At 64.3% G+C, this 14954-nt stretch carries 15 protein-coding genes; 8 read left to right on the forward strand and 7 right to left on the reverse strand.

Going from position 1 to position 14954, the window contains the following annotated elements; translation table 11 throughout:
• Window positions 1-23: 23 nt before the first annotated feature.
• Window positions 24-1757 carry a sigma-54-dependent Fis family transcriptional regulator gene (locus Q7514_RS32025; protein WP_330137217.1) on the reverse strand — a complete coding sequence of 578 codons (1734 nt, stop codon included), beginning with the start codon at window positions 1755-1757 and terminating at the stop codon, window positions 24-26.
• A gap of 77 nt (window positions 1758-1834) precedes the next feature.
• On the reverse strand, window positions 1835-2530 hold the full coding sequence (locus Q7514_RS32030) for a GntR family transcriptional regulator (RefSeq protein WP_330137218.1): 696 nt from the start codon (window positions 2528-2530) through the stop codon (window positions 1835-1837).
• Between the two features lie 126 nt (window positions 2531-2656).
• Here Q7514_RS32030 and Q7514_RS32035 point away from each other — a divergent pair, with 126 nt between their 5' ends.
• The 3 genes from Q7514_RS32035 to Q7514_RS32045 are packed head-to-tail and all read left to right on the forward strand — an operon-like array spanning window position 2657 to window position 6392.
• Window positions 2657-4150, forward strand: coding sequence for an NAD-dependent succinate-semialdehyde dehydrogenase (locus Q7514_RS32035; protein WP_330137219.1), 1494 nt, complete (start codon window positions 2657-2659; stop codon window positions 4148-4150).
• Complete coding sequence (locus tag Q7514_RS32040; protein ID WP_330137220.1) at window positions 4147-5427, forward strand: iron-containing alcohol dehydrogenase; 1281 nt, start codon at window positions 4147-4149, stop codon at window positions 5425-5427. The genes Q7514_RS32035 and Q7514_RS32040 overlap by 4 nt, the downstream gene beginning before the upstream one ends.
• Window positions 5424-6392 carry a 3-hydroxyacyl-CoA dehydrogenase gene (locus Q7514_RS32045; protein WP_330137221.1) on the forward strand — a complete coding sequence of 323 codons (969 nt, stop codon included), beginning with the start codon at window positions 5424-5426 and terminating at the stop codon, window positions 6390-6392. Before Q7514_RS32040 ends, Q7514_RS32045 begins: the two co-directional genes overlap by 4 nt.
• Before the next feature lie 97 nt (window positions 6393-6489).
• Here Q7514_RS32045 and Q7514_RS32050 read toward each other — a convergent pair whose 3' ends face one another.
• Together Q7514_RS32050 and Q7514_RS32055 are read right to left on the reverse strand one after the other, a co-directional pair.
• Window positions 6490-6915, reverse strand: a complete 426-nt coding sequence (locus Q7514_RS32050; RefSeq protein ID WP_330137222.1) for a cupin domain-containing protein — start codon at window positions 6913-6915, stop codon at window positions 6490-6492.
• A 58-nt stretch (window positions 6916-6973) separates the two neighbouring features.
• Entirely contained in the window at window positions 6974-7471 is a 498-nt protein-coding gene (locus Q7514_RS32055; protein ID WP_330137223.1) for a MaoC/PaaZ C-terminal domain-containing protein, read from the reverse strand.
• Between the two features lie 205 nt (window positions 7472-7676).
• Between Q7514_RS32055 and Q7514_RS32060 the strand changes: the two genes are divergently transcribed.
• The 3 genes from Q7514_RS32060 to Q7514_RS32070 are packed head-to-tail and all read left to right on the forward strand — an operon-like array spanning window position 7677 to window position 9898.
• Window positions 7677-8567, forward strand: a complete 891-nt coding sequence (locus Q7514_RS32060; protein ID WP_330137224.1) for an HpcH/HpaI aldolase/citrate lyase family protein — start codon at window positions 7677-7679, stop codon at window positions 8565-8567.
• 30 nt (window positions 8568-8597) lie between these two features.
• Window positions 8598-9065 (forward strand): MaoC family dehydratase, encoded by a 468-nt coding sequence (locus Q7514_RS32065; RefSeq protein WP_330137225.1) that lies wholly within the window; start codon window positions 8598-8600, stop codon window positions 9063-9065.
• The gene (locus tag Q7514_RS32070) at window positions 9062-9898 is read left to right on the forward strand and encodes a fumarylacetoacetate hydrolase family protein (protein WP_330137226.1); all 837 of its coding nucleotides are present in this window, start codon (window positions 9062-9064) and stop codon (window positions 9896-9898) included. Before Q7514_RS32065 ends, Q7514_RS32070 begins: the two co-directional genes overlap by 4 nt.
• A 107-nt stretch (window positions 9899-10005) precedes the next feature.
• On the opposite strand, the gene Q7514_RS32075 is transcribed toward Q7514_RS32070, so the two are convergent.
• Genes Q7514_RS32075 through Q7514_RS32085 form a run of 3 tightly spaced genes read right to left on the reverse strand, consistent with a single transcriptional unit; the run spans window position 10006 to window position 12759 of the window.
• A complete protein-coding gene (locus Q7514_RS32075) occupies window positions 10006-11103 on the reverse strand; it encodes an NADH:flavin oxidoreductase/NADH oxidase (protein ID WP_330137227.1) in 1098 nt (365 codons plus the stop codon).
• Window positions 11104-11153: 50 nt separating this feature from the next.
• On the reverse strand, window positions 11154-11555 hold the full coding sequence (locus Q7514_RS32080; protein ID WP_330137228.1) for a cupin domain-containing protein: 402 nt from the start codon (window positions 11553-11555) through the stop codon (window positions 11154-11156).
• A 31-nt stretch (window positions 11556-11586) separates the two neighbouring features.
• A complete protein-coding gene (locus tag Q7514_RS32085; protein WP_330137229.1) occupies window positions 11587-12759 on the reverse strand; it encodes an acyl-CoA dehydrogenase family protein in 1173 nt (390 codons plus the stop codon).
• A 256-nt stretch (window positions 12760-13015) separates the two neighbouring features.
• Here Q7514_RS32085 and Q7514_RS32090 point away from each other — a divergent pair, with 256 nt between their 5' ends.
• Together Q7514_RS32090 and Q7514_RS32095 are read left to right on the forward strand one after the other, a co-directional pair.
• Complete coding sequence (locus Q7514_RS32090) at window positions 13016-13357, forward strand: DUF485 domain-containing protein (protein WP_330137230.1); 342 nt, start codon at window positions 13016-13018, stop codon at window positions 13355-13357.
• Window positions 13350-14936, forward strand: a complete 1587-nt coding sequence (locus tag Q7514_RS32095; protein ID WP_330137231.1) for a solute symporter family protein — start codon at window positions 13350-13352, stop codon at window positions 14934-14936. The genes Q7514_RS32090 and Q7514_RS32095 overlap by 8 nt, the downstream gene beginning before the upstream one ends.
• Window positions 14937-14954: the final 18 nt, after the last annotated feature.

Consider the following 14954-nt stretch of genomic DNA (forward strand, 5'->3'; position numbering starts at 1 on the left):
ACGCCCGGCGCTTCGCGAATGTCTCACACGGTCAGCCTGTAAGCCTTCATCTTTCGGTAGACGGTGGCGCGTGACAGTCCCAGGAGTTGCGCTGCCTTCGAGCGGTTCCCCCCAGACTCTTCGAGCGCATGCCGCAACGCGTCGAGCTCGGCACGTTCGATCATGGTAAGGGCACGACCCCTCTGCACCACGGCGGGTAGATCCGCGGGCCGCACGGTGCCCCGCTTTCCCGCCCGGTACAGCTTCTCCACGACCGATCTCAGCTCCGCAACGTTGCCCGGCCAGGAGTATGCCGTCATGACCTCCATCGCGTCGTCCGACAGTCGCAACGCGGCGCCGGCCGTCAACTTCTCGACGAACAACTGCCACATCGGGCGGATATCGGCTGAGCGATCGCGAAGCGCCGGAAGCCAGATGTGGTCGATCTCCAGTTTGCCGGCCACGACTTCGACGTCGGCCGGTGAATTGGAGGCCAAGGTGAGAAGGACCGCTGTTTGCCGCGCATCCGAGTGCAACAGCGCGCGCAATCCGGATAGTAGAGTGCCGTCGAGTTCCTCGACTCCGCGGATCACCACGGGTGTCGTGCCGCGGACGAGCTCCGCCACTCTCTGGAGCCACGCCGCAGTACCGACGACGAGGTGCTCGGCTGCATCGACGACGGTCCTGGGCATCGGCGCACCAGGGACGAACTGCCGGCCCATCGCCGCCGAGGTCTTACCCGTGCCGGGCTCACCGCCGAGCACAACCGGTGTCCCGTTGAGAACGTAGTGGTTGACCCGTTGGACCACGGTGGCCCACGAGCGCGAGCCACCCGCGAGCCGGGACTCGCCGCGCGCGGAACCGCCGGCGTTGTACGACCGCCGTCGCTCCAGCACGACAACTGCTCCCGCCGCGTGCCCCAGGCGTGTGATGTGGGCGTCGAAGTACCCGATCGACAACTCGACGGGAATCCGGGTGGCGTGTCCGGCGTCTCCGGAGCGCTGGCGGAGGATCCCGAGATCCGTGGGGGTCAGCGTCGCTGCCGCGACACTCTGCATCACGATGTTCTGGGGTCCGAAGGCTATGACGGGCTGGAGGCGGACGCGCGACGCTTCGAGGAAAGCGTCGAGTACGACGCGAGCGGCAGGCTGTTGCACTTCGAGCGCATGTTGCTCCAGCTGCACGGCGACAGAGTGCACCAGTGGCTTGAGCAGATGTGTGTTCGCGGCGGCTCTGGTGGAGATGGTGACCACCGCCAGCAAGCTGCCGGTGAGCGGATGCCGAACTGGGGCACCGGTGCAACTGGCCTGCTGATAGAACTCTGCGAAATGCTCCGCGCCGGAGATCTGGACCACCTGTCCGGTGGCAGCAACTGTGCCGACTCCGTTCGTTCCGACGGCTTGCTCGGCGAGCACCGCGCCGCGAACCGTCCCCAGCCGGTCGAGGTGCTCGACCGCGGTCCGGTCCTGAAACCAACGCTTCAGGACGCGCCCCTCGGCGTCCGCGAGAATCAGACCCAGGTCGGTGTCGGACAGTCCTTCCGATACTCGGGCCAACGGCGCTGCGAACATCCTCACCAATTCCTCGTCGAGGAATTCGTCGCCGACGTGTGGGACCGTTGATACCGCGGTAGGGGTACCGAGCGCCTGTCTGGACCGCTGCCAGGACTCCAGGACGTCCGCCCTGACCACCCCCGTCACGGACGGAGCAGCGAAGAAAGCCTCGCGAACCTGCGCAAGACGTCCACGGTCGAAATCCGAATCAAGGGGTGAGCTCACGCGCAATCTCCAGAGGTAAGACAGTCGAAATGTGACGCACAACCACATCCTCGTAATACCATACGACGGCGCAGGAGCTATCTGGTTTGTTCCATAGCCTCGGCCATCCGCCCGCTGTACTCGACGACGGCGAGCTCACCGGCCAACTGGATGTGCCGTTCGCACGCCGCCCGGGCAGCCTTCGGATCTCGTCGCTCCGCCGCAGCGACGACGACGCTCCGTAGTTCGCGCATCGACGATTGCACTCGATCATCGTCGAGGAAGGCAGCGCGGCGGAAGATCGCGATCCGGCTGTGGATACCCGACAACGACACCGCGAGGACCGCGTTTCCCGCCCCAGCGAGCAACAATTCGTAGAAGCGACGCTTGCTGACCTCCCGAGACTCGACCGTGCCATGCAAGTATGTCTGCTCCATGTCCACGATATGCCCCAGTAGTGCGATGGCCTGGGCATCGTTGGCGTTCAAGGCAAACAACTCCCCTGCAAGGCCTTCCAACGCCCGCCGCACCTGGTAGATGGATTCGATGTCCTCCTCGGACAGCACCGTCACGATCGGCCCACGGTTCGGGAGCACCGTGATCAGGTGCTCACTCTCGAGTTGACGGAGCACCTCGCGGATCACGGTACGAGAGACGCCGTACTGCTCGCACAGCACGTTCTCCCGCAACCTCTGTCCCGGTCGCAGTGCACCGTTCAGTATCTGATCGCGCATCGCGTGCAGAACCTGCTGCCGCAGCGGGGCGGCGTGGTGCTCGATCTTCACGGTGGTCACGAGCAGTCCCCTTCGATAGCTGTCTCAAATCGATTCACTCCGGGTCGAGCTTCACCGGACGGTCCTACCGTAATACGAGATCGACAAGGTGGACCACACCGCGACCCTGCAAAGGACCTTCACGATATGACCGCATCGACCACGCTCCCGGACAGTGTCACGCTGCACGGCCACATTGTTCCCACGACCTTGTTCGTCGGGGGACAGTGGCGAACGACCGAGGAAACCTTCGCCGTCGACAACCCCGCGACAGGCAAGGAGATCGCGCAGGTCCATACAGGCTCCGCGCAGGATGCGTTGGATGCTCTCGACGCCGCAGATCGGGCACAACGGTCGTGGCGGTCCGTCGCACCTCGCGACCGTGCTGAGTTGTTCCGGCGCGCACACGCAGCCCTCCTCGCCCGGGCAGACGAGATCACGACAGTCATGACCCTCGAAAGCGGAAAGCCCCTCGCCGAGTCCCGAGGCGAATTCGCACTCTCCGCCGACTTCTTTCTCTGGTACGCGGAGCAGATCGCCCACCTGCACGGCACGTACGCTCCGGGATCGCGCGGTGGGTACCGCATCGTCACCACGCATCAGCCCGTGGGGCCGTCACTCCTGATCACCCCGTGGAATTTCCCTCTGCTGATGATTGCCCGCAAAGCGGGCGCTGCGTTGGCGGCCGGTTGCCCGGTGATCGTGAAGTCGGCGAGGGAGACTCCGCTGACCTGCGCTCTTTTCGTCCAAGTGCTGGAGGAGTCCGGATTTCCCGCTGGCGTCGTCAACCTCATCCACACCACATCGTCGTCCTCGGTGTCCGAGGCCGTGATGGCCGATCGGCGCCTGCGCAAGGTCAGCTTCACCGGCTCGACCGGAGTCGGGTCCACCCTGCTGCGGCAGGCTGCGCCCGGAATCGTCAATGCCTCGATGGAACTCGGGGGTGATGGGCCGTTCCTCGTCCTCGACGATGCGGACGTCGACCTTGCCGTCGAGCAGGCCATCGTCTGCAAGTTCCGCAACGCCGGTCAGGCCTGCGTTGCCGCGAACCGCATCATCGTGCACGCATCCGTCGTCGAGGAGTTCACCACCAAGTTCGTCGCAGCAGCCCGCGCATTGAAGGTCGGCGACGGATTCGACCCCAAAACCGAAATCGGTCCGATCATCTCCCGGCGTCAGCTCGACACCGTGACCCGGCTCGTCGAGCAGCTACGCGAGATCGATGCGGACCTGCTCACCGGAGGGTCCGCGGTCGAGTCGTCCGGATACTTTTTCGAGCCGACCGTCTTCGCGGTCCGGGACCGCACCAGCGCCGTGTGCAAGCAGGAACTTTTCGCGCCGATCGCCACGATCTACACCGTCGGATCGACCGCCGAAGCCATCGAATTCGCGAACGACACGACCTACGGCCTCGCCGCATACGTGTTCACCCGCGACCTGTCCCGCGCGGTCACCGTCAGCGAGCATCTCGACTTCGGGATGGTGAGCGTCAACCGCGGAATCATGGCCGACCCGGCAGCCTCGTTCGGAGGCGTCAAGGCCTCCGGGCTCGGCCGTGAGGGGGGCCACGACGCGATCAACGAATTTCTCGAACCCAAGTACCTCGCGATCACCGTCGACGAGAAGGAAGCACTCGCATGAGCACCTCCCCGGGCGTTTCCACGGCGCCCGCACCGATTCGTACCAGCAACGACCTCGGCCTGGGGTTGCTGCGCCAACCGACCAGCGTGTTGTTCGGCCCTGGACAGCGCCGCCAGATTCCGGCAATTCTCGAGTCCCTCGCCGAGCACGTTCTCGTCGTCACGGACGAGCGGATGGCCGCCAGCGCCGAGTTCAGCGCGATCAGCGAAGAACTGCGGTCACGTGGCGTCAGGGTGTCCCTGTACTCGGGAACTAGGCCCGACCTGCCACGCGAGAACATCCTCGAGGTCACCGAGCGGTTCGGGTCCGCCGGGGTAGGAGCGATCCTCGGCATCGGAGGTGGCTCGTGCATGGACCTCGCCAAGGTCGTGTCAATCGTCCTCACCCACGGTGGCGACGTTCGCGACTACTACGGCGAATACCTCGTGCCGGGCCCGGGATGCCCGGTCGTCACCGTCCCCACAACAGCGGGAACGGGAGCCGAGGTCACCTCGATCTCCGTCGTCTACGACAAGGACAAGGGCATGAAGGTCGGGGTCGCAAGCCCTCACCTCGAGGCAGTCGCCGCGGTCATCGACCCTGAACTGACGCTCACCTGCCCACCCGGTCTGACAGCCGCCGCCGGCGCCGACGCCCTCAGCCACCTAGTCGAGGCGTTCACGGGCCGCGCGAAAAACCCGTCCTCGGAGGACCTCGCGACAAAGCTGTACGTTGGTAAGAACAGGCTCACGGACCTGTACGCCCGCACCGGAATTCCGCTTCTGCAGTCCGCGCTCGGTCGCGTATGCGCGAACCCTGCAGACCTGGAGGCACGTTCGGACACCCTCTTCGCAGCGTACTGCGCGGGGATGTCGATCAACACCGCCGGCACCGCCGGCGCCCATGCGATCCAGTCACCGATCGGCGCGCTGACCCACACTCCGCACGGGTTCGGGATCAGTGCATTGCTTCCGTACGTGATGCGGTACAACCTGCCCACCAGGGTGCCTGAGTTCGCCGAGATCGGTCGGCTCCTCGGCACCGCCGACGTCGCAGGGGCGGAGCTCGAGCAGGCGCGGGCCGGGATTACCGGAATCGAGCACATTCTGGAGTCGATCGGCGCACCGATCGATCTGAAGACTCTCGGGCTCTCCCCCACCGACTTCGACACCGTCGCAAGCCAGGCGCTGCTGGCGACGCGGCTGACGGCGAACAACCCCCGTGATCTGAACCACGGGGCTGTGCGATTCATTCTCGAACGCGGGTGGGCCGGCGACCGAAGCTGGTGGACCATATGACGACGCCGTCGAACTCGGATCGGGAGACAGTCGCGATCATCGGCGCCGGTTCGATCGGTATCGCGTTCGCGGTCCTATTCGCCAAGGCCGGTTTCGAAGTCCGTGTCTTCGATCCCGTTGCCGACGCGCGCAGGCGCGGCTCAGTGGACGCCCGCGACCGTCTACGACTACTCGCGGATCACCAGCTCCTGGGCGAAGCCCCCTCGACGATCGCAACACGAATTTCCTTCCCTCACTCGGTCGAGGCCGCAGTGCGCGGTGCCGACCTCGTGCAGGAGTGCGCGCCCGAGAACGTGGAGCTGAAGACCGAGATCTTCAGCGAGGTGGCGCGGTTCGCGCAGAGCCACACGGTCCTAGCCAGTTCGAGCTCGGCGATCGTGCCGAGCAGGATGGCAGAGAACCTCGACCATGCCACAGCTTCACGGCTGGTGGTCGGGCATCCCGGCAATCCCCCCTATCTGCTTCCGGTCATCGAGGTCGTACCGTCCCCTCGGACCGACGTGGTCACGACGGAGCGAGCGGAACAGATCTATCGGCGAGCGGGACTGCGGCCGGTCGTCGTCCGCCGCGAGGTCGAGGGTTTCGTCTTCAACCGGTTGCAAGGGGCCCTTCTTCGCGAGGCATATTGCCTATTGCGTGACGGTGTCGCGTCGGTCGACGACATCGACGAAGTGGTGCGAAGTGGTCTGGGCCCCCGGTGGAGCATCATCGGACCGTTCGAGACCGTCGATTTGAACACCCGCGGCGGTATCGAGTCGCACGCCACGAAGATGGGTCCTGCCTATGCAAGGATGGGCGCCGAACGTGGACAGAACGACCCGTGGACGCCCGACCTCGTCGAGAGAGCAACCGCCGAGCGACGAGCACTCCTGATTCTCGAGAATTGGGAGGAGCGTGTCCATTGGCGTGACGAACAATTGATCAGGTTGCTCGCCGCACGCAACGTGGTCGATGCTGCACGCTGATTTTCTGAGGCGGATGACCGTTGCTCCGCTGTGACGCCGCACAGTCAGTCCCTGTGGCCCCTGATTCGTATGAATAGGGCTACAGGGACTGCGCCGCCTAAGGGCAGGTGTAACCGACCAGGATGGTGTCGTCGACGTCAGGCAGGTTCACGACGATGTTCTCAGGGGTGCGTGTGGTGAGCCACGTCAGTTCCTCGGTCCTGCTCATATTGACCTCGATGTGCGGCATGTACGGAGGAACGAACACGAAATCGCCCTCCGACATGTCCACATACTCGCTGTAGTTCTCTCCGAAGTAGATCCGCGCCTTCCCGGCGAGAACATATCCGCCGGTTTCGGCCTCACCGTGATGGTGCGGCAGTGAGCGATATCCGGGCTCGTTGTACACCTTGCCGAACCAGATTTTGGTTGCGGGAGTGTGCTGCACGCTGACTCCCGAGACGCGCACTGCACCGCCGGACTGGCCGGTATCGCGCCTCTCCTCTCCGTGACGAGTGATCACGGGCTTGTCGTGTTCTGCCATTGCTGCTCCTCACTGTGGCTACGTGCGGCGCCGCGAATGTGCGGGCACCGCGTATCGGTCACGCGTCCGTGCTGTTCCTTCGCCGCACCATGAACGAACTCTTGAACGTCATCACGACCTCGCCCTTCTGGTTCACGGCACGGTAGGTGAGCGTCCAGATCCCCTGGACTTCCTTCTTGGTGGGCCGCGCCTCGATCAGTTCCGCTTCTGGACGAAGTGTGTCGCCGATGAGCACAGGTCGCAGCGCACGCACTTCGTCCAACCCGAGCCACGCGACGACGTTGACGAAATAGCCGGTCTGCGTGATCAGGCCCAGCGCCAACGAGAGGGTGAACGGGCCGTGCGCGATTCGCTGACCGAACTGGGTGGTCGCCGCGTACTCCTCGTCCAGGTGCAGGGAGACGATGTCGCCCGTCAATCCCGCCCACGTGACCAGATGCGCATCAGTGACCGTCATTCCAGGACCACGAACGACGTCTCCGACCGCGAGGTCCTCCCACCACCGCTCAGGCTGCTCGAGTATCCGAGGGGCGAGGCTTGCCGGATTCGTTGTCATCGAAACTCCTCATAGCGCCAGGCGCGCCGACCGTGTTAACGTACAAGCGATTGTTCGTTTGAGACTACGGGCGAAGAACCCGCAGGTCAAACATTTCCGTTCACCGCCAATAGGTGACGAATGTGGTGCAGGCCACGCACCTCGGGGTTCGGTCACCTGCCCGCGGCGACCACGTCGCCGTGCCAGACAATTGAGTGAGGATCCGATGCGCCCTCTGCGTTCTCTGCTGTTCGTCCCAGCTCACCGCGAAGGGTGGGCCGACAAAGCCGTCCGTGCGGGCACCGACGCGGTGATCCTCGATCTCGAGGATTCCGTCCCGCCCACGCTCAAGGCGCAGGCTCGCGATGTCGCCGCCGCGACCATCGACTCGCTGCGAGAGTCGGCACCGGGAGTCACGGTCCTGGTCCGTCCGAACGCCCTCGACACCGAGCACTTCGGCAGGGACCTTGCGGCCGTGGTCCGGCCGGGCCTGGACGGGCTGTTGCTGCCGAAGGTGTACGGGGCTCGTGACGTTCTCGATTTCGCGGCGCTGATCGACCATTTCGAGATCGAGGCCGGGCTCACTCGTGGTACGACCGAGGTCGTGCCGACCCTCGAGACCGCGAAGTCACTCGTGAACTGCGAGGAGATCGCAGCCGCCCACCCGCGCGTTGCGTCGTTGATGGTGGCCGCGGCTCGTGATGCGGATGTCTCTCGCGAGGTCGGCTTCGAGTGGACACCGGAGGGCCTCGAGACGCTGCACTACCGCAGCAAGGCCGTTCTCGCTTGCCGAGCAGCCGGACTGGCACACCCCGTCGTCGGCCTGTGGCAGGAAATCGGCGATCTCGAAGGACTGCGGCAGTTCGCGGAGGGCAACCGGCGACTCGGATTCTCCGGGCAGGTGCTCATCCACCCTTCGCACATCGAGACCGTCAACGATGTCTATGCGCCCGACCCGAAGGTGGTCGATCGCTTCCGACGCATGATCGACGCCTTCGAGAAAGCGCAGGAGAACGGGCAAGCTGCTGCCCTGTTCGAAGGTGAACATGTCGACATCGCGCACGTCAAGACCGCCCGCGGGGTGGTCGCCCTGGCCGAATCCATCTCCAACTCCTGATCCACCCACTCACGACAAGGACGAATTACCATGGCTGGTTTGTATTTCGAAGAGCTCGAGCCTGGGCTCACGATCGAGCACGGTGTCACCCGAACGGTCACCGAAACCGACAATCTCCTGTTCACCACGCTGACGATGAACGTGCAGCCGCTGCACCTCGACTCCGAGTTCGCCAAGGACAGCATCTACGGAGAGCGGATCGTCAACAGCGTATTTACGCTCGGTGTGGTTGTCGGCATCCCGGTGCAGGAAACCACCCTCGGCACCACACTCGGCAACCTCGGCTTCGAAGAGATCGCTTTTCCCGCACCAGTTCTCATCGGCGACACGATCCGCGTGGAGACTGTAATCCTGTCGCGCCGGGAGTCGAAGTCGCGCCCCGATACCGGTGTCGTCCGGTTCGAGCATCGCGGCATCAACCAGAACGGCAAACTGGTGTGCAAGGTGCAGCGGTCCGGTCTCATGCTCAAGAAGCCCGCAGAGATCACCGCCTCATGAAGCTCGCGACGCTGCGTCAGCAGGACAGCACCGTGGCTGCCCGCATCGACGACGACACCGCCGTCGTGATCAGCCCCTACAGCAGCGTATCCGACCTGCTGCGCAATCCTCGATGGCAATCGATCGCAGCAGGTGCCGAAGGTCCCGCGATCGAGGTTGCCGATGCCGACTATGCACCGGTCGTGCCGGCGCCGACGAAGATCATCTGCGTCGGCTTGAACTACGCGAACCACATCAAGGAGATGGGGCGCGCACTTCCGGAGTACCCGACGCTGTTCGCAAAGTTCCCCGAGGCGCTGATCGGGGCCAACGACGACATCGAGGTGCCCTCTTACGCCGACCAAGCGGTCGACTGGGAAGGCGAACTGGCCGTGGTCATCGGTCGGACCGCGCGGCAGGTGTCCGAGAGCGACGCGGCCGATTACATCGCCGGTTACACCGTCGCCAACGATGTCTCTATGCGTGACTACCAGAATCGAACACTGCAGTGGTTGCAGGGCAAGACTTTCGAGCGGACCTGCCCGATCGGTCCGGTTCTGGTGACAGCTGACGAGTTCGCCGTCGAATCCACCTTGACCACCACGGTGGACGGGGAGACCAAGCAGTCGGATTCGACCGGTGACTTGGTCTTCAGTCCGTCTGCACTCGTCGAGTATGTCTCCCACATCGTCACGCTCCAGGCCGGTGACGTCATCTTGACGGGCACCCCAGGCGGAGTGGGTCACGCCAACCACACGTACCTCAGCGATGGATCCGCCCTCGTCACCTCGATCGACGGAGTGGGCACCCTCTGCAACACCGTGCGTGTCCACTCCGATATTCCGGTCGGCTGACACACGCCCACGCGAAGGAGCCGGTCCCCCCACTTTCGTGAGGGGACCGGCTCCTTTCGGTGTCATGCGACCCCGTGAGTCGTGCTCGCGGCCCGCAGGGCTCCGAATCAGGGGATGCTTCCTCGAAACTTCGCCGACCGGTACGGCCGCGGCCAACGAATCTCTCCACCGAGCTCCTTCGCCGCCCTCAACGGCCACTGAGGCTCTCGTAGGAGCGCACGCCCAACGAACACGGCATCGGCGGAGCCGTCGACCAGCACCTGCTCTGCCTGGGCCGAATCGGTGATGAGCCCAACAGTTGCGACGGGAATCGGGGACGCAGCCCGCAGGATGCGAGCGAACGGCACCTGATAGCCGGGGCCGACGGAGATCCTCTGTTCCGGCGTCAGACCGCCACTGGACACATCGATGAGGTCGACTCCCGATCCTGCCAGGGACGCCACCAGTTCGGCGCTTTCCTCGACGGTCCAGCCGCCGTCCGCCCAGTCAGTAGCCGAGATGCGAACGAAGACGGGCAGGTCCTGGGGCCAGCTGTCGCGGACGGCGGCCACAATCTCCCGTAACAGCCGAGTCCTGCCGGCGAAGTCGCCGCCGTACCCATCAGCGCGTACGTTCGACAGCGGGGAGAGAAACTGGTGGATGAGATACCCATGGGCCGCATGGATCTCGACCACCTCGAAGCCTGCTCTACGTGCACGGGCCGCGGCATCAGCGAAGGCCCGTACCACGTCCTCGATCTCACCGACCGACATCTCGGACGGAGTGCCCAGATCCCCGACGCCTATCGCGGAGGGGCCGACCACCGGCCAACCACCGTCGTGCGGGTCGAGCAGCCCCCGACCTTCCCAGGGAATTGCTGTCGAGGCTTTTCGACCCGCGTGAGCGAGCTGGACTCCCGGTACAGCTCCCTGACCGGACACGAACCTGTTGATCCGCGAAAACGCCTCGACCTGCTCGTCGTTCCACAGTCCGGTGTCACCGCGACTGATCCGACCCTCCGGAGTCACCGATGTCGCCTCGGTCAGCAGCAGGCCGGCACCACCCTTGGCGAACGATCCGAGGTGGACCAGGTGCCAGTCGTTCGGAACTCCGTCCGTTGCCGAATACTGGCACATCGGCGCCGCCCAGAGTCGGTTCGCGATTGTCAGCCCGCGAAGGGTGAACGGCGTAAAGAGCTTGACTCCTTCAATTTTGGCACTTGCCATCGAACCTGTTCTCCTGGCACTCTGCACTTCCCGAGCTGGCCCTCCGTTCCTCATTCGAGGGTGGAACCGGCGTTCGGGCCTTCGAGGAACTTGTTCGGAGTCAGGAAGAAGCACAGCACCAGCGCACCGTTCGGCGCGGACGCGCGATGCTTATTGCCCTGCGGACGCCAGGAGAAATTGCCGACGGTCGTCTCGCCCTCCTCATCGACGATGCTGCCTTCGAGGACCCAGGTCTGCTCGATCCTCACATGCTCGTGCAGCGGCAGAGTCGATCCCGGCTGCCAGCGGAACAGTGCCGTCAGCAGACCGGATTCCTCATCCTTGAGCAGCACCTTGATCTCGATGCCGTCGTATCCGGACGGGCGCCACGGCAGTGCGTCGACGTCAACGTACCGCGAGGCGAGCGGCGGCAGAGCGTTCAGGGCATCAGCGAACGGGGTGATCGCAGGCATGGGATTCTCTCTTCTCGATGGTGGTAGCAGTTCAGAACGAACGCGGTAGGCCGAGGTGCTTCTCGCCGATGTGGTTGCGCAGCATCTCGTTGGTCAGGGGGGCGAAAGTGTAGAGGCGGGCATCGCGGAACAGGCGTTCCATGGGGTATTCCTTGCTGAACCCGGATCCACCCATCAATCGCATACCCGCGTCGGTAATATCGACCGCTGCATCGGATGCAGCGACCTTCGCCATGGCGCTGAGAATGTCGACGCGGGCACCCGTTGCAGTGGCATCGGCCGCTTGCAGCATCAATGCCCTGGCAGCTTCGATCTGGATTGCTCCGTCGACCAGTCGATGTTGACCGACCTGGAAACTTCCGACCGGTCGGCCGAACACCTGACGCTGACGTCCGTAGTCGACCGCCGCTTCGAGGGCCCCCCGTGCGATGCCGAGCGCAGCGGCCGCAGCGTTGAGCCGTTCGCCGTTCAAGGTACCCAGGACCTGCCGGAAGCCACGATCCACCTCACCGAGCACGGCAGTGCCGTCGACCTTCACGCCCTGGAAGGTGACCTCACAGGTGTCGAGGCTGTGGATGGCGAACGTATCGAGTTCACGCACAGTGATTCCGGGAGTATCCGTCGGGACCAGGAACATCGTGATGCCGTCGATCGGTGACCGTTCGGACACGGAGGTACGTGCGAGCACGATGAGATTGGCGGCATGTTGCGGTCCCGAGATCCACGTCTTCGCGCCGTCGAGGATCCAACCGCCCTCGTCGGTCCTCCTCGCTCGCGTACGCATCACCCGAGCCACGTCGGTACCACCATCGGGTTCGGTCAGCGCGAAGGACACGCGCTCGCTCCCGTCCAGCAGTGGTGCCAGAACCGTGCTGCGGTGCAACTCGGTCCCGTATTCGGTCAGCAGTCCGACACCCATGTACTGAACGACCAAACACACCGCCATCGAGGTCGGGCCGGCGGCGAGTTCTTCCAGGACGATGATCTGGTTACGTGGATCAGCGCCGGCGCTGCCGTCGACCTGGGCATCGAGCGCGATCAACCCCGCTTCGCCGAGGGCGCGGTACAACTCCAGATCGAAGGCACTGGCCTCGTCGAGTTCGCGCACCCGCTCGGGCGGGGCATAACGGCTGATGACGTCGCGCACCATTTCACGCAAGTCAGCTTGTTCCGTGGTGTCGGGCAGAGTGCCGATTCCGGTCATGAGGCTCCTCGACTGAGATCGGCCCGGTCCACATCGGCGACCTGGGCCTCGTCGTCCATACTACAAACAAACGCACGTTTTTCCAAGGCAAGGCCCGAAGTCGCGACATCTAGACAAACAAACATCCGTTCGTTTACCATTGTGATGTCGCTTACATCAGCCCACCCAGGCTGCGGTGGGTCCTTACCACACCCTTCGGCCGCACCTGCGTGGCAACGCGAAAGCACCTGCACCCTTGCACGAAAGGCGAACAGCCATGTCCAGCAACGAACCACGTGCCGACTGGAGTCGACTCTGGGACACACCTGCGATGGTGCGACTTCGGCGCGATCGCCGCAGATTCTTCACCGTCGCCTGGACCATCTTCGGGGGAGCGTTCACGGCATTGGTCGGTGTCGCCGCGTTTGCGCCCGACCTTGTTGCCCAGCGGCCGATTCCCGGCCTGAGCGTCGGGCTCATTCTGTCGGCCGTCTATGTCTGCACAGTCATGAGCCTCGGCGCGTGGTACGTACATCGTGCACGTCACTGGGACGCCCTCGCCTCTGCCGCATTGAGCAACTCCCACACGGGCGGGGTGGAGGAGGCGAGCAATGTCTGACGGATTCAACACCACCGCTGTGGTGGTCAGCGTGCTACTCCTGGGCACGACCTTCGTCGCGACCTATTTCGCCTCCCGCCGCACGAAGACTTCCGCGGAGTTCTGGACGGCCGGCGGCGGAATGTCCGGACGCAAGAACGGAACTGCGATCGCTGGTGACTTCCTGTCGTCGGCGTCGTTGCTCGGCTACGCCGGTTTGGCCTACCTCTACGGTATGGATGGAATCGTCTACGCGATCTTCGCCTGCGGCATCTTCCTGATGGTGATGTTCCTGATCGCCGAGAAGCTGCGCAACCTCGGCCGATTCACCTTCGCGGACGCCCTCGCCACCCGCCTGAGGTCCGGCCCGGTCCGCATCGTGTCCGCGATTTCCACGCTGTTCATCTGCATCTTCTACCTCCTCGCACAGATGGTTGCCGGTGGGGTCCTGATGGAGGCGCTGGCCGGCATCGACTTCTCCTGGGGCGTCGTCATCGCAGCAGTGCTGATGCTGACCTATGTGCTGTTCGGCGGGATGCTGGCCACCACCTGGCTGCAGATCATCAAGGCCGTTGCACTGATGGCCGTCGTTGCCCTCCTGGTCATACTGGTACTCATCAAGATCGACCCCAACCCACTCAACATCGTCGAGCAGGCCGTCTCCCAGAGCAGCCTCGGCAACAACTACCTGGCGACCGGAAATTCCTTCCAAGGCTCCTGGAACATCGTGTCGATGGCCGTTGCTGTCACTCTGTCCGCCGTGGGCCTTCCTCACGTCCTGATGCGGTTCTTCACCGTTCCCGACGCCGTAGAGGCACGCAAGTCCGCGATCTGGGCGATCAGCCTCATCGGCGGATTCAACGTCCTGATCGCCTTCCTGGGCCTCTCCGCGCGTGCCGCGCTCGGCACGGGTGGTGAGGAGGTCGCGGGCAAGGGTGGCAACCTGGCACTGCCCGCGTTGACGGTCTGGCTCGGCGGTGGCGACACCTTCACGGGCGACCTGTTACTCGCGTTGGTGGTCGCGGTGTCCATCGCAACCTTGCTTGCGGTCTCGGCCGGTCTCGTCCTCAGCGCGTCCTCCACCATTGCCCACGATCTGTGGTCACAGACGTTCCACCGCCCCGAACGTGAGGAGATGACCGTCGGCCGAGTCGCCGCGATCGCTCTCGTGATCGTCACCGTCGGCGTCACACTCGCGATCGGCGGCACACAGAACGTGACTTTCCTGGCCACGCTGGCCACGTCGACCGCCGCTAGCGCGAATTTCCCGGTCCTGATCATGACTCTGCTTTGGCGACGGATGCGCACCCTCGGTGCCGTGGTCGGAGCCCTGTCGGGATTGCTGACCGCTCTGGTGCTGATCCTCACCGGACCGCTCGTGTGGCCGAGCCTGGCGCCGCTGCTGTCCGACTCTCTGACGACTACCGCGCCATTCCCGCTGGCTTTCCCGATCCTGTTGTCGGTGCCTGCCGGGTTCCTCGGATGCATCGTCGGCAGCTACTTCAGCCGCGATGAGCCCGACGACGAGGCCTTCGACGAACTGCAGGTGCGCGCACTGACAGGGGCCGGGCTCGACACCACCAAAACTCTGGCGCACTGAATTCACACGAATCCGGCG

Source organism: Rhodococcus artemisiae (genome assembly GCF_036327795.1).
GTDB classification, from domain to species: domain Bacteria; phylum Actinomycetota; class Actinomycetes; order Mycobacteriales; family Mycobacteriaceae; genus Rhodococcus; species Rhodococcus artemisiae.